This window comes from Ornithinibacillus salinisoli (assembly GCF_042684965.1).
Classification (GTDB): Bacteria; Bacillota; Bacilli; order Bacillales; family Amphibacillaceae; genus Ornithinibacillus; species Ornithinibacillus salinisoli.
In genome coordinates this window covers 189,077-210,480 of record NZ_JBHUMI010000017.1, presented here as the reverse complement: position 1 = coordinate 210,480, position 21,404 = coordinate 189,077, and the positions used below count along the sequence as shown (strand labels likewise).

24 protein-coding genes and 1 riboswitch are annotated in these 21,404 nt (G+C 35.9%); of the genes, 4 read left to right on the top strand and 20 right to left on the bottom strand.

What is annotated here, in order from left to right; translation table 11 throughout:
• Nucleotide 1 precedes the first annotated feature (1 nt).
• The 9 genes from flgK to ACFSTA_RS14955 form a co-directional block, all read right to left on the bottom strand.
• Nucleotides 2-1,537, bottom strand: a complete 1,536-nt coding sequence (gene flgK, locus ACFSTA_RS14995) for a flagellar hook-associated protein FlgK (RefSeq protein WP_377557595.1) — start codon at nucleotides 1,535-1,537, stop codon at nucleotides 2-4.
• Nucleotides 1,538-1,582: 45 nt separating this feature from the next.
• Nucleotides 1,583-2,071 carry a flagellar protein FlgN gene (locus ACFSTA_RS14990; RefSeq protein ID WP_377557594.1) on the bottom strand — a complete coding sequence of 163 codons (489 nt, stop codon included), beginning with the start codon at nucleotides 2,069-2,071 and terminating at the stop codon, nucleotides 1,583-1,585.
• A 15-nt stretch (nucleotides 2,072-2,086) separates the two neighbouring features.
• Nucleotides 2,087-2,350: a flagellar biosynthesis anti-sigma factor FlgM gene (gene flgM / locus ACFSTA_RS14985; RefSeq protein ID WP_377557593.1), complete on the bottom strand. Its 264-nt coding sequence runs from the start codon at nucleotides 2,348-2,350 to the stop codon at nucleotides 2,087-2,089.
• Nucleotides 2,351-2,440: 90 nt separating this feature from the next.
• Entirely contained in the window at nucleotides 2,441-2,863 is a 423-nt protein-coding gene (locus ACFSTA_RS14980; protein WP_377557591.1) for a TIGR03826 family flagellar region protein, read from the bottom strand.
• 31 nt (nucleotides 2,864-2,894) lie between these two features.
• On the bottom strand, nucleotides 2,895-3,575 hold the full coding sequence (locus ACFSTA_RS14975) for a ComF family protein (RefSeq protein ID WP_377557590.1): 681 nt from the start codon (nucleotides 3,573-3,575) through the stop codon (nucleotides 2,895-2,897).
• 3 nt (nucleotides 3,576-3,578) lie between these two features.
• On the bottom strand, nucleotides 3,579-4,670 hold the full coding sequence (locus tag ACFSTA_RS14970; protein WP_377557589.1) for a DEAD/DEAH box helicase: 1,092 nt from the start codon (nucleotides 4,668-4,670) through the stop codon (nucleotides 3,579-3,581).
• 418 nt (nucleotides 4,671-5,088) lie between these two features.
• Nucleotides 5,089-5,928 (bottom strand): DegV family protein, encoded by an 840-nt coding sequence (locus ACFSTA_RS14965; RefSeq protein ID WP_377557588.1) that lies wholly within the window; start codon nucleotides 5,926-5,928, stop codon nucleotides 5,089-5,091.
• A gap of 463 nt (nucleotides 5,929-6,391) precedes the next feature.
• A complete protein-coding gene (locus ACFSTA_RS14960) occupies nucleotides 6,392-7,084 on the bottom strand; it encodes a response regulator (protein WP_377557587.1) in 693 nt (230 codons plus the stop codon).
• Between the two features lie 106 nt (nucleotides 7,085-7,190).
• Nucleotides 7,191-8,330: a sensor histidine kinase gene (locus tag ACFSTA_RS14955; protein WP_377557586.1), complete on the bottom strand. Its 1,140-nt coding sequence runs from the start codon at nucleotides 8,328-8,330 to the stop codon at nucleotides 7,191-7,193.
• 178 nt (nucleotides 8,331-8,508) lie between these two features.
• On the opposite strand from ACFSTA_RS14955, the gene ACFSTA_RS14950 reads away from it, so the two are divergent.
• Nucleotides 8,509-9,153 (top strand): YigZ family protein, encoded by a 645-nt coding sequence (locus ACFSTA_RS14950; protein WP_377557585.1) that lies wholly within the window; start codon nucleotides 8,509-8,511, stop codon nucleotides 9,151-9,153.
• Between the two features lie 45 nt (nucleotides 9,154-9,198).
• Here the strand turns inward: ACFSTA_RS14950 and nagB are convergent, their stop codons facing one another.
• From nagB to ACFSTA_RS14895, 11 genes are all read right to left on the bottom strand, one after another.
• On the bottom strand, nucleotides 9,199-9,927 hold the full coding sequence (nagB, locus tag ACFSTA_RS14945; protein ID WP_377557584.1) for a glucosamine-6-phosphate deaminase: 729 nt from the start codon (nucleotides 9,925-9,927) through the stop codon (nucleotides 9,199-9,201).
• Complete coding sequence (gene nagA / locus ACFSTA_RS14940; protein WP_377557582.1) at nucleotides 9,924-11,114, bottom strand: N-acetylglucosamine-6-phosphate deacetylase; 1,191 nt, start codon at nucleotides 11,112-11,114, stop codon at nucleotides 9,924-9,926. The genes nagB and nagA overlap by 4 nt, the downstream gene beginning before the upstream one ends.
• Before the next feature lie 89 nt (nucleotides 11,115-11,203).
• Nucleotides 11,204-12,121 carry a DUF7916 family protein gene (locus ACFSTA_RS14935; protein WP_377557581.1) on the bottom strand — a complete coding sequence of 306 codons (918 nt, stop codon included), beginning with the start codon at nucleotides 12,119-12,121 and terminating at the stop codon, nucleotides 11,204-11,206.
• A 156-nt stretch (nucleotides 12,122-12,277) separates the two neighbouring features.
• Nucleotides 12,278-12,433 carry a hypothetical protein gene (locus tag ACFSTA_RS14930; protein ID WP_377557579.1) on the bottom strand — a complete coding sequence of 52 codons (156 nt, stop codon included), beginning with the start codon at nucleotides 12,431-12,433 and terminating at the stop codon, nucleotides 12,278-12,280.
• 117 nt (nucleotides 12,434-12,550) lie between these two features.
• Nucleotides 12,551-13,045 carry a VanZ family protein gene (locus ACFSTA_RS14925; RefSeq protein WP_377557578.1) on the bottom strand — a complete coding sequence of 165 codons (495 nt, stop codon included), beginning with the start codon at nucleotides 13,043-13,045 and terminating at the stop codon, nucleotides 12,551-12,553.
• Between the two features lie 134 nt (nucleotides 13,046-13,179).
• The gene (locus tag ACFSTA_RS14920) at nucleotides 13,180-13,506 is read right to left on the bottom strand and encodes a helix-turn-helix domain-containing protein (RefSeq protein WP_377557577.1); all 327 of its coding nucleotides are present in this window, start codon (nucleotides 13,504-13,506) and stop codon (nucleotides 13,180-13,182) included.
• An 81-nt stretch (nucleotides 13,507-13,587) separates the two neighbouring features.
• Nucleotides 13,588-13,716 (bottom strand): anti-repressor SinI family protein, encoded by a 129-nt coding sequence (locus tag ACFSTA_RS14915; protein ID WP_377557576.1) that lies wholly within the window; start codon nucleotides 13,714-13,716, stop codon nucleotides 13,588-13,590.
• 21 nt (nucleotides 13,717-13,737) lie between these two features.
• Nucleotides 13,738-13,821, bottom strand: a riboswitch (cyclic di-GMP riboswitch).
• 120 nt (nucleotides 13,822-13,941) lie between these two features.
• Nucleotides 13,942-14,625: a TasA family protein gene (locus ACFSTA_RS14910; protein ID WP_377557575.1), complete on the bottom strand. Its 684-nt coding sequence runs from the start codon at nucleotides 14,623-14,625 to the stop codon at nucleotides 13,942-13,944.
• A gap of 37 nt (nucleotides 14,626-14,662) precedes the next feature.
• Nucleotides 14,663-15,268: a signal peptidase I SipW gene (gene sipW / locus ACFSTA_RS14905; protein ID WP_377557811.1), complete on the bottom strand. Its 606-nt coding sequence runs from the start codon at nucleotides 15,266-15,268 to the stop codon at nucleotides 14,663-14,665.
• Complete coding sequence (tapA, locus tag ACFSTA_RS14900; RefSeq protein WP_377557810.1) at nucleotides 15,243-16,061, bottom strand: amyloid fiber anchoring/assembly protein TapA; 819 nt, start codon at nucleotides 16,059-16,061, stop codon at nucleotides 15,243-15,245. Before tapA ends, sipW begins: the two co-directional genes overlap by 26 nt.
• Before the next feature lie 343 nt (nucleotides 16,062-16,404).
• A complete protein-coding gene (locus ACFSTA_RS14895; protein WP_377557573.1) occupies nucleotides 16,405-17,040 on the bottom strand; it encodes a TasA family protein in 636 nt (211 codons plus the stop codon).
• A 520-nt stretch (nucleotides 17,041-17,560) separates the two neighbouring features.
• Here ACFSTA_RS14895 and ACFSTA_RS14890 point away from each other — a divergent pair.
• From ACFSTA_RS14890 to ACFSTA_RS14880, 3 genes are all read left to right on the top strand, one after another.
• On the top strand, nucleotides 17,561-18,175 hold the full coding sequence (locus tag ACFSTA_RS14890; RefSeq protein ID WP_377557572.1) for a class D sortase: 615 nt from the start codon (nucleotides 17,561-17,563) through the stop codon (nucleotides 18,173-18,175).
• Between the two features lie 127 nt (nucleotides 18,176-18,302).
• A complete protein-coding gene (locus tag ACFSTA_RS14885; RefSeq protein ID WP_377557571.1) occupies nucleotides 18,303-19,250 on the top strand; it encodes an LCP family glycopolymer transferase in 948 nt (315 codons plus the stop codon).
• Nucleotides 19,251-19,356: 106 nt separating this feature from the next.
• Nucleotides 19,357-21,384, top strand: a complete 2,028-nt coding sequence (locus ACFSTA_RS14880; protein ID WP_377557570.1) for a penicillin-binding transpeptidase domain-containing protein — start codon at nucleotides 19,357-19,359, stop codon at nucleotides 21,382-21,384.
• Nucleotides 21,385-21,404: the final 20 nt, after the last annotated feature.

Below are 21,404 nucleotides of genomic sequence, written 5' to 3'. Positions count from 1 at the left end.
CCTACCTTCCAACTAATCCCATATTATTAATAATACGATCTAGCATTTCATCCATTGTTGTCATGCTTCTAGCAGCAGCATTATATGCATGCTGAAACTTAATCATGTTGGACATTTCTTCATCTAACGATACAGAACTTACTGCTGCTCGTTGATCTTGAACTTGTGAACGAAGAACATCTGTATTCTTAGACATTCGGTTTGCTTCCTGGGCTGTTACTCCTAAACTTCCAACAAGAGATTCATAGAAATTTTTTACAGATGTGTTCTTATCAAAAGAATTTTCGCCTGCAGTGTCCAATATTTTTGTGAACACTTCCGCTAATTTCGTTGCATTTTCACCATTTCCCTCAGAACCTGTTGCACTTGCCGCTATTAAATCTGGATTTTCAATAATAGCATCTGTGACTGCAATGGTTCCTAGAACATTATTTTCATCATAGGTAAAGAAATCATTACTATCACCTTCAGGATCAACTAATCCTTTACCTTCATTATGAACTCGGTTGAATTCATCTGCAAAAACTTTAGCCATTTCATTTAAATCTTCTAGCATACTTGTAAAGTTAGTTCCACTGGATGGTTTCACTTCACCATTTTCAGTATATCCATGAGAATTGATTAATGCACTTAACTTTCCGTTTGCAGAAGATAACTCAAAGTCTCTGTCACCAATCTTTATATTATTAATAGTGTCATTCTCATCTAAACTAAACTGGTTAACTTCAGATTCGCCTGGTTTACCATTTAGTAAAACAATTGGATCTTCGAACGGTTGACCTTTGTCATCAACCAATTGAATGCTAACCAAACCATCCGCTATATCTGGAGCACTATCTCCGCTTTTGTCATATTCGACTTTAATATTAACAATACTAGACAGTTCGTCGATTAGTCGATCCCGTTCATCATATAAATCATTTGCTAAATAACCATGTGGTTCAAGTTCTTGAATTTGATTATTAATTCCATCGATTTGCCGCAACAATGAATTGGCGTCCTCAATCGTTACGTCTACTTCATTTCTCAAATCGGACTGAATGGACGTTAACGAATCAGATAAATAATTGAAAGTCTCTGACACTGCGATACCTCGTTGTACCACAACAGATCGGGCACCATCACTAGCATTATCTGGATTGACTGAGAGATCTTGTAAGGATTGCCAAAACTTGTCCATTGTATTTGCTAACCCATTCTCAGATGGTTCATTCATGACATTTTCCATACGACTTATCGAATTCGACATTGCTTCCCAATATCCAGCTTTACTGTTCTCAGATCGGAATTGAAGGTCTAAAAATCGATCTCGAACTCGCTCAACAGATCCGGCTTCAACACCTGTTCCCATTTGCCCAGGAATTTGCGGACGATTACGTGACGCACTTGGGAAAGGAGTAGTCGTCTCAAAATTCACTCGTTGACGTGAATAACCTTCTGTATTTGCGTTGGAAATATTATGTCCTGTAGTATAAAGCGCAGACTGTTGGGTAAACAGGGCGCGTTTTGCCATTTCTAATCCATGAAAAGTACTCATTTCTCTGCTCCTTCTCCCTAGTTATTAAAGGATATCCCTATTCTTCTATGCCTTTGAATCAAACATGGAACGGTTAATTGTTGCCTTTTCTTTTTCATTACCGTAGTTCAAATTTTTCAAGGAAGGACTCATTAAATCTAATGACAGTTGCACAAATTGCATCGATTGTTGAATCAAAGCCATATTAAGTTGCTCTTGTTGCTTTAATTTCAACATCACTTCTGTTAATGCAACGGTTTGTTCTTCTAGATTTTTCCGGTCCTGTTCATCACTTAAAAGCTCTAGCATATTTGTAATTGTTGCCTCTACACTTGGCAACTCCCTATCCGAAAACCATCGATCTACTTCCTTCTTACGTTGTTCTTCAGCTTTATCTAGTAATTGAATAAGTTTCCGCTCTTTAATAAGAACTGACTGTAACTTTTCAACAGACCCTTCCTTAATAACCTCTGTTTTTTGCTCAGAGTTCTTTAACAAATCTTCATGTATGTTATTTAGGTTTTCTAGCGATTGGTTTATTGCCTTAACGGACATCGTGATGTCCTCCTCCTATTGATTCGACCAGAATTCAATCATTTTTTGTGCTGTTTTCTCATGATTAATTTTATATTCACCTGATTCAACAGCATTTTTTATTTCTTGAACATATGCTTCACGTTTTGGATGAACTTTTTCACTTTCCTGCAATTGTTTTGCCTGGTTCGATATTTCCAACTGATCTTTTTGACTGGCATTTTTATTGTAATCCTGTTGCTTTTGGATTTGATTTTTATATGGGTTAAAGTTGGTATGATTTGGACCTTGAATTTTCATCAAAATCACCTCGTTTCCATTTGACTCTATCTTAGCCGACGAATAAATGCTCTACCATTATTATCGGTATAATTTAGAAATATTAAAGGTTTAATTATTATGTTTATCAATTGTGTAGTATATATTTTGTGTTTTTTTCTCTTCTTTTATCTTCGTTGATCGCTGTTCGATCTGTTCGTATTGCTCTAGATCATGTAAAAACTCCTCTGAACAAGCGGAACATAATTTACCTGACACAATCGATTTACCACATTTCTCACAAGGAAATGCTAATTTTGGAAATTTGGAAGTATGCAGACGTTTCTCTTTAATAAATTTTATAATTAAATTCTCATCCACACCAGTCGCTTCCACTACTTCTATTAATGTAGCTTCTCTATTTTTCTGTTTACGTAAAAATTGATACACCGTTTGAAAATCTTTTTCTTCTTCCTTATAACACTTCTGACATATATCACGTATACTTTTCACAAAAACCGCATCACAGCGTGAACAATTTGCTAACTCAGCCATCTTAATTCTCCTCGATATTATAATGTTATCATTATCCTCTTATTAAAGTATAGGCATAAATTTTGGGACAACCATGCTGTTTCAATAAACGAGCTGCATGGCGTAAAGTTGTACCTGTTGTATATATATCATCGACAAGAATGACTGGTTTGTTAATAGGTTTTTGGAGTTTAAATGGATTCTCTGAACGAATCCGCTCTTGGCGTGTTTTCTTTGACTGTTTTTCACCATGCTCGCGAGTTATTCCTTTAGCAGAAATAATTGGTAAAAATTCAACCAACATCTCAGCTTGATTGAAACTTCTTTCTAGAATTCTCTCCTCGCTAAGCGGTACAGATAATGCCACCATATTATTAGATGTCTTGAATTTTTGTTGAAAAGTGGCAACAAATATTTCTTTAAAGGCATAACCTAACTGATAATCTCCACGATATTTCCACTTGGTAATCATATCCTGCATACGTTCATTATAAGTAAAAACCGAGTAGTTTTCACTTAGAACATCCTCTCCACCCATATATTGCTCCCACCAAATACAATCCTCACAAATTGTACTGCTAGAAGCTCGACTACATCTAGAGCATCTATTTCCTCTTATTACTTTAAGTTCCCTTTCACATGATTGACAAAGCGATTTTGACCTTAACGGAAGTACTAAGCTTACCCAACAAACTTCTGACCGGATTTCTTCATCACACCATAAACAATTCATCTGTTAAAATCCTCCCAGCCGATTCATTTTTTTAATTGCTTGAACTGCTTGTACCATAGCATCTGTCTTTCCATCATGAAAAAATACCACTTCCCCAGTTGGGTCATCTGCACTTCTTCCTGCTCTACCGGCTATTTGAACTAAAGCTGCTTCATCAAACACCTTATTTCCTGCATCCAGCACTACAACATCAACAGATGGGAATGTAACCCCACGTTCCAAGATTGTAGTTGTGATTAGTACTTTCATCTTCCTCTGCCGGAATAACGTAACTTTTTCTTCCCGTTCACTATCTTCTGAGTGAACGAAATCCATTTCATCCTGTTTCTTCAGTAAACCTCTCATTATAAATATTTCTGTTAAGTTTTCCTTCATTTTTTCTGCCATTTTTATTGTAGGAACAAAAATTAATAGCTGACGGGAAGGATTCTTTCTATTCGTTATCCATTTCCAAACATTTCGTGGTAATTTCACATGAGTTAGATCTTTTTGTAAAGAGAAACACATTTTAAATATAGGTACTGGTAATGGATTACCATGATATCGGACTGGAACAAAAACATGTGCTAGTTTCTTTATAGCTATTTGCAATCGATGATGTGGGCGTGGAGTTGCTGTTAAATAAATTGTCGTGTGGATTTCTTTTTTCGCCCTTTGGGTAGCAAATGGTAGTGAAGGGTCTTTGTGGAAAGGAAAAGCATCAACTTCATCAATGATTACCATATCAAAGGCTTGTTTAAAACGAAGGAGTTGGTGTGAAGTAGTAATCATAATTTGTGCAGTTCCTTCTTTATTCTCACTACCACCATACAACCCTTGAACCGAAACATTCGCAAAAGCTTGTTGAATTCTAGGTAGTAATTCGCGTACTACATCTGCTCTAGGAGTTGTAATACAGATCCGTTTTCCTTGCCTTAATGCTTCTGAGATACCTTGAAATAACATCTCAGTTTTTCCGGCGCCACATACGGCCCAAACTAATAATTCTGATTCGTTCGTCGTGACAGCTTGTACAATTCGGTCAGCAGCTATTTGCTGTGCATTCGTTAATTCCCCATTCCATGTACACGGTTCTCTATGATGTGACCATTGCACCTTTTCTCCACTCCATGTGTATAAAGGTTCACACTCCATAATTCTACCCATTTCTATACATTTACGGCAGTACAGATGGTTATGATGACATGACAGACAAGGGATCTTGGCAAACAAAGAGGCTTTCTTATTTCCACATCGTTGACATTCATAATGAAATTTTTTACGTACAATAGAAGGTGTTGGATGAAATGAGGCTTGTTGGAATAAAGATTCATTTAAATCTATTTCATTACGAAGGAGTAATTTTCCGGAATAGCGTAATGCGATGTCTTGCATAGAAGGTTGTTCGACGGAGGTTTTAGCTTTGGGGGTGATTTTGGTCATTCAATCACTCACTTTCAGTTTCTTTGAGGGATAGACTACCGGCACATGTCCGGTAGTCATTATAAATTAAAAAAATATATAAGTATAATTGCTACTTTTTATACCAGCCAACTCCGATAGCACCTTCACCTAAATGGGTTCCAATAACTGGACCAAAATAGCTAGTCGTTGCTTCCGAAGAAGGGAATTTTTCATTGAAATTATTTTGTAGTTCTATTGCACTTTGTTCATCATTTGCATGTATGAAAACAACTCGAAGGTCATTTTCCTGTGCCTTTTCTTCAAGTATTCCTAAAATACGATTTAATGCCTTTTTACGGGTACGGATCTTCTCAAATGGGACGATAACCTTTTCTTCAAAATGTAACACTGGCTTTACTTGAAGTAAGCTTCCAACTAGAGCCTGGGCTCCGTTTAAACGACCGCCACGGTGTAAATTCGTTAGATCATCTACCATAAAGTAGGCTTTCACACTTTGTTTCATCTCATCAAGGCGTTCAATTATCTCTTGTGGTGTTTTATTGTTTTTAGCCATTTCAGCCGCTTCCAATACGTAAAACCCTTGAACCATACAGCTGATTTCCGAATCATATGCAAACATCTCAATACCATCAACCATTTCTCCGGCACTAACAACTGCTTGATATGTTCCACTTATACCACTGGATAAATGAATAGACACAACTGCATCATATTCTTTTGCTAATTCCTCTAGCTTTTCGGTAACATACCCAATAGATGGCTGAGACGTTGTTGGAAGATCTTTCTCATCTTTTATTTTTTGATAAAATTCTTCTGTCGTTATATCAATCTCTTCCTGATAGGTTTCATTACCAAAAACAACACTAAGTGGTACCATATGTATGTCATGTTTGTCCCTTATTTCCTTGGGGATATAAGCAGTGCTGTCAGTCATTACAGCAACTTTCATCTTCTTCCTTCCTCTCCATTTCTTTATTTCTTTCTATTTTTTAGCATTGTTTATTACATTTTACATGAATAGGCTAAAAAATGCATTAGGAACGAAAGAGAACGCTTACATTTTTTCTTCTACAGCGGAACGTATACAGTTAATACGTGAGTAACGGAAAAGCAAGCCAACGAAGAAAATCGATGTGTCATTTTCACCGGACTTTTTGAACAACCTATTAAAGGCAGTTTTTATATTGTTTGTATCCTATCGCAGTGGAAATACACTTCGAAGACGCATGTAGTGAGGTCTTTACTAGAGACTACGGAGTACACCAAAAATCGGATAGAAGTGACCGTAACTGGCACTCTATCAGACGTATGTAAGCTAATATTACTTGGGATCGACCATGATCTTTTAATTCAACCTCCATAAAAAAACTCTGGCACAATGTACCAGAGTTTGAATCTTTCAATCTATTAAATTATATAACTTCTACCCAGCCTTTTCGTATTGCAGATACGACAGCCTGCGTACGATCATTCACATTCATTTTTTGTAAAATATTACTTACATGGTTTTTAACCGTTTTTTCACTAATATATAATGATTCAGCAACAGCGCGGTTACTTTTACCATCAGCCAGTAATTGCAACACTTCACACTCTCGTTTGGTAAGAATGTGTAATGGTCGATGATACTCTATTGTATTATCAGCCGTTCGAGTAATATTCTCCTTAGAAAGTCGACGATATTCCTGAACTAAATTATGAGTTACTTTCGGGTGAAGATATGATCCACCCTCACTTACAACCTTTATCGCGTCAATCAAAGCATTGGAATCCATTTCTTTTAATAAATACCCTTGTGCACCTGTTTTTAATGCATGTGTAACATAACTTTCATCATCGTGGATGGAGAGAATAATTACATTAGTCTTAGGGAAAAGTCTTACTAGATCCGCAGTAGCCTGGACACCATTCATAGTCGGCATATTGATATCCATTAAAACAACATCAGGATTATTTTCTTTTACTAGTTTGGTAGCCATAATTCCGTCATCACCTTCAGCCACTACGTTGAATGAAGGTTCGAAATCAAGAATTCGTTTTACTCCTTCTCGAAACAATTTATGATCATCAATTAAAACTATATTTATTTGTTTGTCTGTGTGCATCCTTTTGTTCCTCCTACGTTTCTTCAAATTTTCCCTATTACAAGATTTAATGATAGATTTATAATTCCTTCTCTATTTTTAATATCGGTAGAATTCTCAAAAGTAATTAATATTCATCATATGGTACTTGAATGATAATCTTTGTTCCTTTTCCTGGTGAAGAATCAAGTTTCATTACTCCATCAAACATTTCAACACGCTCACGCATACCAATCAATCCAAACGATTTATCTCTCTTTAGATTTGGATCAAACCCTTTACCATCGTCTTTAACAATCATGGTTAAATGGCGTCTATTAATCTCTAACTTCACTTGAATTAATGAAGACTCTGCATGCTTAATTGAATTCTGTATCGCTTCTTGTGCAAGTCTAAAAAAAGCAATCTCATACTTTTGATTCAGTCGTTCATCACTACCTATTGGTGTAAAATCTATCTTAACATTATTATATTCTGCTGTCGTAGCAATGTATTTTTTAATTGTTGGGATTAACCCTAGATCATCTAAAGCCATTGGACGTAAATCATAAATTATTCTTCTAACCTCATAAAGAGAAGTTCTAACCATTTTACGTACATTTTTAATTTCATCCAACGCTTCGTCCGTACTTCCTTCTCTAAATGTTCGATCTACCAACTCCGATCGTAAAAGAATATTTGCTAACATCTGTGCAGGACCATCATGAATCTCCCTAGATATTCGCTTACGTTCTTCCTCTTGTGCCTCAATAATTTTCAATCCAAATTCTTGCTTTTCTTTTGCTTCTTCAATCATTTCATTAACTTGCTTAAAGTCATCTGTTAAATACGTTAAAATAACAGTAATTTTACTAGCTAGTCCTTCTGCACGTTTCATCGTTTGATCTAAGGTCAGCAGTCTTCTTTCTAGTTCATCCCGTTTTTGGCGAAGGATAGTTTCTTCTTGACGTAGTATTGCTAATTGTGTTTGAAGTGCATGAGTACCCTCATAAATTTCACGAATTTCATCTTCACCATAACGATCAAAATACTTACTCACTTCAGATAAACGGCGTCTCGAATAATTAACTCTCTGCTCTAGGTTGTCCCCATCTTCTATGTAATGAATAACTTTTTCTTTCGTTTCACTCAGTTCTTGTGAAAGTTGTTCATACTCAGACCGAGCTTCCTCAGAGATATGAAAAATTTCATCCTTACTGTTCTCAACTACCGTCACCATTTCGTTGACTATTATTTCCAATGTTTTCTCCTTGGTTTTCACAGTCATAATCTACCCACCAACCTATGTTATAATTATACGTACTTATGATTCATTTTTATAGGGTCTATTCGCTCATTTTATTTAACAAATTATAATAATCATTTTATTCTAATCATTAATGCATCTATTTTACCATGTTTATTTACTATTATATACTATTTATATAGTAAAAAGGGGGATTTCCGTGTTATCTAGTTATTTTACAGTAAAACACAACGGTTCAGACGAAATAATCATACAAAAGTCACGTTTTATTGGGTATGTGCGACGTGTTGAAACAGAAGAAGAAGCGCAACATTTCATACAAGAAATAAAGAAAAAGCACCATGATGCTAATCATAACTGTTCTGCTTACATTATCGGTGAAAATGATCACATACAAAAAGCAAATGATGATGGTGAACCAAGTGGCACTGCAGGTGTTCCCATTTTGGAAGTATTAAAGAAGCGACATTTGAAAGATACTGCAGTGGTTGTGACACGTTATTTCGGCGGTATCAAGCTTGGTGCTGGAGGACTCATTCGTGCATATGGAAGTACAACGTCCCAAGCTATTCAAACGACAGGTATTGTTAACCGACAACTCATGCAAGGTTTTTCCATCACAGTTGATTATACCCTATTAGGTAAACTTGAAAACGTCATTCGAAACTCTGAATATATTCTTGATTCCATCCATTATTTAGAAAATGTGGAATTTATAATTTATGTGAAGCATGGTGAGGAAGAAGTATTTCGAGAATGGATAATTGATACAACAAATGATCAAGCTGACATATCCAAAAGAGATGTTAAATATATTGAAATCGATGCGGAAAATACCAAATAAAAAACAATACCATCAGTTCAAAATGATGGTATTGTTTTACTCAATTTATCTTAAATTTGCACATGCAGCTTCATCCGCTATAATCGTAACATTTTCATGTTTTTGCAGAATAGAAGCTGGAAAATCCTCAGATATTTCTCCGTAAACCAAGCGAGCAAGGGGTTCAGCTTTCTTCTCGCCTGATACTAGTAAGATAATCGATTTGCTCTCCATAATGGTTTCAATTCCCATCGTAATAGCCTGTGTTGGTACATCATTTATTGAGTCAAAAAATCTTGCATTTGCTTGACGTGTAGACTCATCTAATGCAACAACATGGGTCCGGCTATTGAAAGGAGTTCCTGGTTCATTGAATCCAATATGACCATTCAGCCCCAGTCCAAGTACTTGTACATCGATTCGGTCAGCCTCTTGAATCAGTTGTTCATAATCATAACATTCTTGATTCGGGTCTGGTGCAATACCACTTGGAACATGGGTATTTTCTTCTGGTATGTTAACATGATTAAATAACTTTTCATTCATGAAAAATCGATAGCTGTTTGGATCATGTCTGTCTAAACCAACATATTCATCTAAATTAAATGTAGTTGTTTCTTGAAAAGATACTTTCTGCTCGTTATATTTCTCAATTAAATGTTGATATAATCCTTCGGGTGTAGACCCTGTAGCTAATCCTAATACTGGCTTTATTTCATTACGGATTACATCTAATAACATGGAGCATGCCTGTTGACTCATTTCTTCATAATCTTTTACGTTGATGATTTTCATAGAAGTTCTTCCTCCTCAAATGCAATTACACCACGACAAATCGTGTAGGAAAGGTTTAGTTGATCATCCACTAACAGTAAATCTGCATCCTTCCCTATAGATATACTACCTTTATCGTCATACAAATTAAGTTGTTTTGCTGGATTAACGGACGCCATTTCTATCACTTGTTCCATGGAGACATTATTTAGCCCTAGCATTCGCTGTGCTCCATGTTGTAATTTTAAAATACTTCCAGCTAACGTACCATCTTCTAAGATGGCGCGGTCCTCTGTTACTGTCACAGGTTGTCCACCAAGCTCATAATCACCAGCCTGTAAGCATTTCGCTCGCATAGCATCCGTAATTAAAATTAATCGTTCACTGCCCATATTATTGTAAATTAACTGTAGCATCTCTGGCACTACATGAATTCCATCAGCAATTAATTCTGCACGTAATTCTTCCAATGTAAAGGCAGCACCAACCACACCAATATCCCGATGGTGAATTCCATTCATCGCATTACACAAATGTGTCACTTGTCGTACCCCATGTGAAACGGCCTGTTTCATCCCAGCAAAATCGGTTGCTGTATGACCTGCTGATACATTGACACCTGACTCATATAAATGCCGGATAAATGCACCATCCTCATCATGTTCAGGTGCCATTGTGATTGTTTTAATTGCATATCCCGAAAGTTTTTGCCATCTGTCAAATTGATCTATATCTGGTTTCATTATGTATTCTAAAGGCTGAGCACCTTTTTTACTTTTTTCAATAAATGGACCTTCTAAATGAATTCCAACCACTTCAGCTTGTCCTGGCTTATTTTCATAAACAGCGATATTCTTTAATGCTTTTTCAATACTTTCTGGAGATTGTGTAATCGTAGTCGCCAAAAAGCTAGTTGTGCCCTCTTTAGGTAGTGCAGTTGCCATCAAATCAATAGCCTTTTCTGTTGCATCCATTACATCAGCACCGTTAGCACCATGTATGTGTCCATCAATAAACCCTGGAATAACATTAAAATGAGAGCCATCAATAATTTTAAATCGGTTTGGGTAACGATCTGGCTGCTCATTCTCATGGTAGATACCTTTAATTTTTCCATTTTCGACTAAAATACTACCATTTGTAATTACTTCATGTTCTGCATAAATATTTACATTACGTATATATAAAGATGATGATACATCTTTCAATTCACTCATCCTTTCAACCAAAACCTACTTTACAAAGTAGCATATAATTAATTCCTTGTCATATAAGGAAGAAAAAAGTCATTTCATTGTCATCGACGGATCGATGCTGCCATTCTTGTATATGTATGTCTTTTTCCACGTATAGCAATGGAATAATGCATAATATTTTCCGGTACAGCAATTCCATGTAAACCTGCATCACCTATATGGTGCACATCTGCTCCAACCATTTTGTTAAACAATGCCATCTGCTGAATCGTTTCTTTAGCTGAACCTTCCTGACTAGTACCTATCGTTGTTAACGCCAGTGCTCCAACTTGATGGGCAGCTTGAATCAGTTTCTCTGTTTTTTCAGAGGTTGCACCAGGTACGGTTCCCACTCCAGGTACTAATATAATATCTGCACCAGCTTCTACATATTTTTCAATCGTATCAATATCTGCAAGGCCCTCAGAAGTATCTGCCTTCACACCGGCACCATGCATTTTACCAGCAATAATGACCAAATCATCACCAGCTACCTCGTTTGCAACCGAAATTGACTTCAAAATAGCCTTATTAGAAACACCTGTCTTCGGATTTCCAGTAAGGCAAATGATATCAACACCAAGATCTTTTGCTTTTTCAATCGTATTTTTGGTAGCTCTTCTACCCTCTGGTAAGACATCTAAATCTTCCATCTGATCAGCTTCAGGATCAACAGGCTCTAAATTAATCCCTACTGGTCGTCCAATTAATTTTTTTAATTCTCGAATCACATCGTTGGATTTGACATTTACTAACCCTTCAATATGTGGTTGATTAACATCAAAAATATTTAACAGGATTATGTCTGCTCCAAAAGAAGATGCATATTCCGCATTCGTTAGACCGGGATATAAGGGTACACTTGAGCTAACTATTTCGGAAATTAATGTTCTGCCTTCTGATGCTTGAATCGATTGTATTAAATCAAATTTATTCATCTTTTCAAAGTCGCTCGCTGTACAATTTAATAGTCGCTTCACCTATCAGATTCCTCCATTCATTGTCCATAATTAGAGCATGCTTCTAAGCTAGTGCATTTATACACACCAGCTTAGATCAACTATATTGTTTTGGATATAAGTCTACTAGATAAGGATTTCCACATATACGTACTGTAAATAGGTTTTAAAAAATTATTAGTTCGCCATCGTATCTTTCTTTGATAAGGGTATGTGATCAGATAGATGATTAATTAATGTCTGTACTAATTCGTCCGATGTTTTTATTTCATTATTTTCTGTTTCTTCGATAACTTTTTTCAACATATATTTTAGATATTCGCGTTCTCTCATTCATATCGCCCTCAAGAATTTGACTTGTAAAGTGAACCTTATCAGCGAAAGGCACATTCCACCCCTTATGGTTCGTAATTGTACGAATCAGTCACTGATAATTAACAATTTTGTTGCCTATTTCGCATTGTTTCTTCTTCGATAATGAAAGTACACTAATAATAAACTAGCTAATAATGCACCAAATGAATCTAGCAAAACATCTCCAATATAAGGAGTTCTATTCGGGGTTAATCCTTGATGGAATTCATCAATACTAGCATATGCAATCGTCAGTAAAAGTGAGACAATAATAGTTGTCCACTTAGATATATTAGTTGTCTTCCTAATCGCCAGAAATAACAGGTAAAATAACACAAAAAATACAGTTACATGTGCTCCTTTACGAATGAAAAACTCAATAAACCCTTCAACACCAAGGTTTGCAACACTGACTTCTGAACGATGATATGTAAAAACAATCCAATCCAGATAGCGTTCTAAAAAAGACAGATCAATCGTATTCGATAGCATCGGTTTCATATCTTGATCCTCATATGGCTGTGACGAAGAATAGAAAATAATCAACATCCATCCAATTGGATAAAGCCAATAAAAATAAGTACGCATCATTTCACCAAATTTAAATTTACTATGTTACGGATACTATAATAACATGAATTTTGGTGAAATGCCTCGATTAATTCATTCCCAAAACAAAAACCGTCAGCTATGCTAAACGGTTTTGAGTATAATTTATGTAAACCTTATTCTTGTTTTTTACGCCATTTATTAAATTCGAGATATTCTTTAAATTGTTCTTTCGATATACCTGATTCCATTGCCTCTTGAACAATTTTTAACCATTCATCGTCTAAATCTTCTAATTGCTGTGATCTATCCGCATTGATCAACTCATTAACAGATACACCTAGAACCGAACTAATCTTTTCGATAAACTGGATCGATGGATTGGACTGAAGGTTCCGTTCAATAGAACTTAAGTAAGATTTTGCGACATTAGCTTTCTCGGCTAGCTCAGAAATAGACATCTTTTTTTCTTGTCGTAACTGCTTTATTTTTTCACCGATCAAGTTCTCTCACCTCTTTCAATGCGAATTATACCACAAATTAGGTGAGCGGTTCTATTTAAAGCACATTTTTTTCGAAAAACATTATATATTTTGTTGTGCTTCGGACAAAAAGAGCCGAACCTCCTCCACCGTCATGCCTATTGATCTGGCTTCCTTCATTAATTCAACCCATTCACAATCCAATTTGACATTTTCAATGATTTTTTCCAATCTCCTGTCCCCCATTACTTTCCAGGTAATCCAGCCGTCATAGCATGATGCTTTAGACCTGTGACTTTGCGCCCTCATTTTTCAATAAGTTTGCCCTTCACTGGGATATTCGAAATTAGCTATAAGACTATTATACTGTATATTCAAGACATTGAGCGTGTCTTGTTTTGTCAAATGGTAACTAGTTTTGTAAGATTCAGAAAATATTTCATGTCGTTTTGCACATCAGACATGTTGTTTGTTGTTTTTTCTAACCCTTTTTATAGCACTCGATGCGGCAATGACAACACCTGTAACTAATAAGATACTTCCGATTAATAAGAGGTTAAACATATTTGTTGCCGTATCAGGTAAGATAGATCCACCGTCTTTATTGTCTTTATCGCTTCCAACGGAACCATCTACACTTTCTTCATCACGATCATTCGTATCTGTATCTTCTGCTCCTTCAGCTACGAAGATAAAGGTGAATTGAGCATCAAGCCCTTGAAATTCATTCCCCAAATGTTCTGGAAATCGTACAGTTATCTCTAATTCCTCTTCGTTAGTTGATGTTATTTCCCTTACAGGCAACTTCTCAAAATCTGCAAGTTTACCAGTATATAATTCATCATTCGAATCACGAATCTCTAATAAAAACTCATTAAATAGTTTTTCTGATCCTTCATTTCGAATACTCATTTGATATTCAAAATCATATTCACCAGCATTTTTAATCGTTATGTTTCTTTCTGCCCAGTCACCTGGTTTCATATTATCGATGTTAAACAATACATCACTTGGAGATAGGCTAATATCGATTTCTGCCATATCATCTGCATTTGATTCATCTGCAAAGCTTTTTGCAGGATCGCTAATTACCGTAAAACCAATAATAAACATGAGACATAGAATTAATATCCGTTTCATTTGATCGCCCCCTTTACAGGCTATTTTTAATGAGAATTTAACTTATTAAACTGTTTCCTTTTTCTTCTTTTGTATCCTGTTTATTTGAAGAATCGATTTCTCGTAACGCTTTCCAAATTATCCATCCCGAATAACCAATCAGAAGAATACCTGGTATTAATAATAGGAAAGCACCATTTTGTGATTGAGCAAAGTTAACTAAATATCCTAAATATGGAATCGTAAAACCAGTATATTCTGCGACTACATTTTCAGATAGTACAGGATTTAAGTCTTCCGCATTATTATTATCACCTTTTGTACGATATAAAATCTCCTCGCCACTTTCAACCACTTCAGTTACTCGGTGAGTTATTAATTTACCGTCTTCTTCCATAAATGTAATGACATCATTCGGTTGAAAGCGTGTCATATCACCTCCAGGCTCTACTGCTATAATAGAGCCTGTTTTGATGTCAGGTTCCATAGATCCTGATAAAACCGTTTTTAGTTGGTATCCAAATACTTCTGGTTCGCCACCAGATGCCTTAGACGATATAACGATGAACAACATACCGATTAATACGATGAATAACAATGTAGTAGTTATATGATTAAGGAAGTTTAATATTTTTTTCTTATTCAGCTTCTTCATCTGTTTCATCACCTGTTTCTTCCCCCTCACCTGTTACCACATCACCGTTGGATTCAGAATTATTCGAGCTTTCTTCATCCCCTTCTGGCTGGCCATTAGGAGGAATCTGCTCATCCTCTTCAGAAGGTTCCGGGTTATTCTCATCTTTCGGTTCATTACTCTGTGCATCCTCTATATTCTTCTCAATAGATTCCTCATCTGATGTTCCTTCTTTGTTTTCTTCTACATCTGAAACATCTTCAGTATCTTGCGTTTCCGTTTCATCTGTTTTTTCATCTGTATTATTTTTTTCTTTGTCCTTACAATTAACCTTTATCTTCTCACTCCAAATTTCTTTACTCGAAGTTCCTTCATAACCATCTCGTTGGATGGCTTTAAACATATAGAAACCTTCTTCTTCAGCCTCATATGTAAGCTGTGTTTCTGCATCTGCCTCAATAGGTTGTATTATACCAGTAGCTATTTTTTCGCCATTTATTTTTGGCTCACCTGTTTCTACGTAAAATACCTCATATTCACTTGTATCAGTCATACTAAACCCTTTATTTTTCATTCCAACTGTTATCTCTATTGGTGGACAAGATTTTATGTTTTGATTTCCTTTCCCAGTAAACACCAAATCACTACCATCCCACCAGGTTCCAGCTTGAAAAGTGAAACTATCACCACTATTAGAACTATAATACGCTCCAGTACTAGAGGCTAAATAAGAGAAACCAAAAAGAAAAATATAACTTATCAACAATATTTTACTTATTAAGATAAACTTTCTCTTTTTTCTAAATTTACCTAGGCGACTCATTTGCAACGTACTCCCCTCCTTATAAATACTTCTTATTTTGTTTTATTAAAAATGATTTAGGGTATTCTTAATAAAACAAAATAAGCAGGGTACTTATGTATATGTATTATAGGTGGGGGAAATCCCCACTATGATAACTTTTTTAATGCCAAAGTATGAAGCTATGTAGTTAATATATCTATTTAAGTTCTCCATCTACTTGACTAGCTCTAAAAGACATCGTCGGCACCTTGGTGTTCAGAAATGTACAGTTACAACTAATCCACTTTAAAGTGTCCAACCAACTATATTTGTTCTAAGAAGAAATGAGGGGAAAAGTGTATTCCCCTCACCATTTATTAAATTATCTAAGTTCACCTTCAGTTTGGTGAGCATTAAAAGTCCATGTAAGTTGTAGAGCATCTCCTTGGAATTCATTTTGATCTTCACCATTGTCAACGAATTCAAATGCTACATACATCTGATCGCTGTCACCAGCTACTAAACCGCTTTCTTCACCAGTTCCTCCAAATAACCACGTCCAGAAGCTTTCTAAGTCTTCAACTGCATCTGGAGTCATTTCTTGTAAGTCAGCCAAAGTTGTTTCACTTACAACATCGTTATAATCCCAACCCTCAATTGGATTCCAATCCGTTTTGTCTCCATTTTCTAGGAAAAGAACTCTAATATGTTCACCCATATCACCTACATTGTCACCATTAGCATCATCTACCGTATAACTTGTAGTTAAATCAATAGAAGAAATATCTAAGGAACCATCGTTAATTAGTTCAAATTCACGATAAATAACATCACCTGGTTTTAAATTATCCACATCAACGATTGTAGTTGGATCAACAGATAGATCTAATGTACCTGCTGCAAACGTGTTGTTCGTTTCTTCCGCATCACTAAAATACGCAAACGTTGCTCCACCTACTAGTGAAATTCCTAATGCTGCTGCTGCAATTCCCATACCTAATTTCTTTTTAACACTCATTCTTGTTTCCTCCTTGTAATTCTATTTTTTTATTTTGAACCCTATGTAGAGTCAAAAACGATTTCTTGAGTCCTTTACAAAGAACTCACTGTTAATCTAGGTTGAATTATTCAGACGAGACGTAAACGATGTACCCTCTTCATGTAACTCCCCCTTTTAAGTAGTAAAATAGTAATAGAACAAATGCACTGAAGCTTTCATTCGTTCTTATTAACGAACTACAGTCTGAGTATAAAACATTTTGTTCGTTATAAAAAACCCCAAAAATGACCATTATTCTTAATAAAGAACAATTTATCTTTTCTTTTCTTCTGTATTCTCCTGTTTACGTACATTTTCATTTTTTGTAAATAATTTCACGTTTTCATTAACGAACAAATCAAGTGTACTTACGCCTATCTCCTAAAAATATAATTAAGAGTAAAGATTTACTAAAATATTTTTAAGGACTTAAATAAAGCTTTAAAATAATAAGAAATTTCCTTATACTATAAATAACTTTATTTTAAGGAGTACGCCTATGAAAAAATTATCATTATTACTCATTATCGCTGGAGTCTTCTTTTTAGGGTTTGGTGGATATCAGCTAATAAAATCACATATCGATCAAAATAAAAGCTTAGCAGAGGCTAAATCCTTATTGGAAGATAGTAAGGACAATGCAATTTCAGACAAAAATTCACCCACATCAGAAGAGCCAACCTTTCCATCTGACTACCATCCTAAAACAGGAGAAGAAATTGGTATTTTACACATCCCAAAGCTGGAATCAGACTTACCGATCATCGAAGGTACTGATGAAGATGAACTTGCTAAAGGGGTCGGACACTATAAGGGGACTGCTTTCCCACTTGAGAATGACCAAATAGTTTTATCCGGACACCGTGATACCGTATTTCGACGCATGGGAGAATTGGAGTTAGGAGATATCCTTATTGTTGAATTGACATACGGAGAATTTTCCTATGAGATCGTAGATACGGAAATAGTTGATGCAGACGATCGTACGGTTATCGTACCAACTGCACCTGACGAAGTATTAACCGTAACAACCTGTTATCCATTTAACTTTGTAGGTGATGCGCCGGAACGATATATTATTACAGCATTACCAGTTGAAAAAAATAATGAGTAAATACACCTAAAAAAGAATAGACTAAAACTACAATATTCGATATAATTTATCCAAGATTTACTATTTTTCGCACTACTCGAAGAACAAGCTCGATTCATTTGTTTTTCTGAACAGAGGAGAATTTATTGTGGTAGAGTCTAGAACTGAAAAACGTAAAGAAAAAAAGAAACGTAAATGGCCATTTTGGGTTGGTGGCATTATATTAGGATTATTACTAATTGGTGGAGGCATTTTTTATTACTTTTATGATAAAATCGGCGACACCGTATCATCGATGCATGATCCTTTAGAACGAGATAACGATCCAGATCGCCAAAAGGAAATAAACTCTATTTTTAAAGATAAAAAATCAATGAATGTTTTATTACTTGGTGTTGACCAGAGAGCTGGGGATAAAGGTCGTTCCGATACAATGATCTTAATGTCCTTAAATCCAAACACTGACTCCATGATTATGTTAAGTATACCGAGAGATACGTATGTGAATATACCTGGTCGTGGGATGGATAAAATCAATCACGCTTATGCTTTCGGAGATGTTGAACTCTCTGTACAAACGGTTGAGGAAGCTTTTGATTTACCAATTCATTTTTACTCAAGGGTGAATATGGAAGGATTCCAGCAAGGTATTGATGCTATTGGCGGTGTAACGATTAATAATGAACAAGAATTTTCACAAGGTGGTACGAATTTTTCGGAAGGTCAGATCCAACTTAATGGAGAAGAAGCATTAGATTATATTCGCATGCGAAAGAATGATCCACGTGGAGATTTAGGACGAAATGAACGACAACGGAATGTTATAACTGCCGCATTGAATGAAGCAGCAAGCTTCTCAAGTATTACAAAGGTCGGTGAAATACTTGATATTGTAGGCGGTAATGTAAAAACTGATTTAAATATGGGCAATATGCAAAACTTATTTGGAAATTATCGTGGCACAAGAAACAATGTCAAAACCATCGAATTAGATGGAAGTGGGCAAACTATTGGTGGTACATGGTATTACATCGTTCCCGAATCGGAGTTCAATCGGGTAACAACGGAGATTAAAGAGCATATGGAAGAAAAATAGTAATGAAAGTCACTTTGAAAAGGTGACTTTTTCTTTTTTTCATTATTAAATTTCTGTTTCAAAATGATATAATAACAGTTGAGCAATAAATTAAAGGGGGATTCAAATGAAAAGAGTTACCTTACTACTTTCCATCATCCTTTTTCTTTTTATAGTAGGATGTTCTAAGGATGATGAAGTGACTCCACATAATCAATTTGATACATTTGTGGATCACTGGAACGATCAAGTATTCTCACAAATGTACGAAATGCTTACTCCAGAAACACAGCAGGAATACGCAGTAGATGAAATGGTTGATCGATATACAAAAATATATGAAGACTTGAAAATTAGTGATCTTAATATCTCCTACACGAAACTATCTGAAGAAGAATTGGAAATAGCTTTGGAAGAAGGTACCGCAACACTTCCATTTACTGCTGAAATGAATAGTATGGCCGGTCCAATCTCTTTTGAATATGAAGCAACTCTTGAACTTCAGGGCGAAGAAGAAGAGGAAATGAAATGGTATGTAAATTGGGATCCTGGATTTATCTTTCCTGAAATCAAGGATGGAGGAGAAATTCGAATTACAACAACCGATCCGATACGTGGAGAAATTTTAGATCGTAACCAAATGCCCTTAGCTATTAATGATATGGTTTGGGAAGTTGGTATTGTACCTGCATGGCTTGGCGATAACGAAGAACAGAACAAGGAAAAAATCGCTTCATTACTAAACATGTCGGTTGAGCAAATTGACACTTATTTAAATGCGGATTGGGTTCAGCCTGATTATTTTGTGCCATTAAATAAACTTATACCAAAATCAGAGGAAGAATTATTAAATGAACTTTGGGCTATTGATGGTACCGATGGACGTGAAGTTTTAGGACGAGTATATCCATTGGGAGAAGCTGCTGCCCATGTTGTCGGTTATATCCGTCAAATCACAGCTGAACAATTGGAAGAAAAGGATCCGGCTGTATATGGTCCGAATGATATGATTGGAAATACAGGTCTTGAGCGGGCATATGAAGAGCGATTAAAAGGGGACAAAGGTGTTCGAATTTATGTCACCAAGGATGGAGAAGAAGAGGTTACACTTGCGGAAAAAGAAGTCCAGAATGGCGAGAAAATCGTAACAACAATCGATGCAAATATTCAAGAGGAAATATATAACTCTTATGATGGAGAGGCAGGAACTGCTGCAGCCATCGATCCAAAATCTGGTGAAACGTTAGCACTTGTAAGCAGTCCTTCTTATGATCCTAACGAAATGGTATATGGGATAACACAAAGCAAATGGGATAGCCTACAAAACGATCCAAAAACGCCATTACTCAATCGATTCACAGCAACCTATGCTCCAGGGTCAGTTATTAAACCCGTTTCAGCTGCAATCGGATTGCAAAACGGCACAATTGATCCAGATGAAGGTTTAGAAATTAATGGACTTACATGGAGTAATGGTGAAGGTTGGGGAGAATATGAAGTTACTCGTGTATCCGAATCGAATGGTCCGGTAGATTTAACTGATGCCATGGTACGTTCCGATAACATTTACTTCGCAATGCAAGCGGTAGATATGGGTGGCAAGGCATTTGTAAGTGGTCTAGAGAAATTTGGGTTTGGCGAAAGTATACCTTTTGAATATCCTATAACAGCTTCTACCGTATCAACAAGTGGAGCACTGAATGATCAAGTACTATTAGCAAATGCTAGCTATGGTCAAGGCGAGATAGAAATTAGCTCCTTGCATCTAGCTGTGGCCTATACAACATTTCTAAATAACGGAAATATGTTAAAGCCAGCATTACTTGAATCAGAAAAAACTGGTGAAGTTTGGCAGGAAGAATTAATTTCAGCAGAAAACGCAGAAATTATTAATGAGTCATTACGTAAGGTAGTAACTGATGGTACTGCAAGTTATGCAAAAAATGCAAGCTTCCCTATTTCAGGTAAAACAGGTACGGTTGAATTAAAGCTCACACTAGATGAAGAAGATGGCGCACAAAACGGATGGTTTGTTGGATACCCATCCGATGACCAGGATATTCTTATTGCGATGATGGTCGAACAAGTACAGGATCTAGGTGGTAGTAGTATAGCAGTAGAAAAAGTTACAGATGTTTTGGAAAAAATCAAATAAAGAGTAAAAGAAGTATATCA

Coding starts and splice junctions, on each gene's coding strand:
- flgK (WP_377557595.1), bottom strand. CDS start 1,537: ATGAGTACTTTTCATGGATTAGAAATGGCAAAACGCGCCCTGTTTACC.
- ACFSTA_RS14990 (WP_377557594.1), bottom strand. CDS start 2,071: ATGTCCGTTAAGGCAATAAACCAATCGCTAGAAAACCTAAATAACATA.
- flgM (WP_377557593.1), bottom strand. CDS start 2,350: ATGAAAATTCAAGGTCCAAATCATACCAACTTTAACCCATATAAAAAT.
- ACFSTA_RS14980 (WP_377557591.1), bottom strand. CDS start 2,863: ATGGCTGAGTTAGCAAATTGTTCACGCTGTGATGCGGTTTTTGTGAAA.
- ACFSTA_RS14975 (WP_377557590.1), bottom strand. CDS start 3,575: ATGAATTGTTTATGGTGTGATGAAGAAATCCGGTCAGAAGTTTGTTGG.
- ACFSTA_RS14965 (WP_377557588.1), bottom strand. CDS start 5,928: ATGAAAGTTGCTGTAATGACTGACAGCACTGCTTATATCCCCAAGGAA.
- ACFSTA_RS14960 (WP_377557587.1), bottom strand. CDS start 7,084: ATGCACACAGACAAACAAATAAATATAGTTTTAATTGATGATCATAAA.
- ACFSTA_RS14955 (WP_377557586.1), bottom strand. CDS start 8,330: ATGACTGTGAAAACCAAGGAGAAAACATTGGAAATAATAGTCAACGAA.
- nagB (WP_377557584.1), bottom strand. CDS start 9,927: ATGAAAATCATCAACGTAAAAGATTATGAAGAAATGAGTCAACAGGCA.
- ACFSTA_RS14930 (WP_377557579.1), bottom strand. CDS start 12,433: ATGAGAGAACGCGAATATCTAAAATATATGTTGAAAAAAGTTATCGAA.
- ACFSTA_RS14925 (WP_377557578.1), bottom strand. CDS start 13,045: ATGATGCGTACTTATTTTTATTGGCTTTATCCAATTGGATGGATGTTG.
- ACFSTA_RS14910 (WP_377557575.1), bottom strand. CDS start 14,625: ATGAAACGGATATTAATTCTATGTCTCATGTTTATTATTGGTTTTACG.
- sipW (WP_377557811.1), bottom strand. CDS start 15,268: ATGAAACAGATGAAGAAGCTGAATAAGAAAAAAATATTAAACTTCCTT.
- tapA (WP_377557810.1), bottom strand. CDS start 16,061: ATGAGTCGCCTAGGTAAATTTAGAAAAAAGAGAAAGTTTATCTTAATA.
- ACFSTA_RS14895 (WP_377557573.1), bottom strand. CDS start 17,040: ATGAGTGTTAAAAAGAAATTAGGTATGGGAATTGCAGCAGCAGCATTA.
- ACFSTA_RS14890 (WP_377557572.1), top strand. CDS start 17,561: ATGAAAAAATTATCATTATTACTCATTATCGCTGGAGTCTTCTTTTTA.
- ACFSTA_RS14880 (WP_377557570.1), top strand. CDS start 19,357: ATGAAAAGAGTTACCTTACTACTTTCCATCATCCTTTTTCTTTTTATA.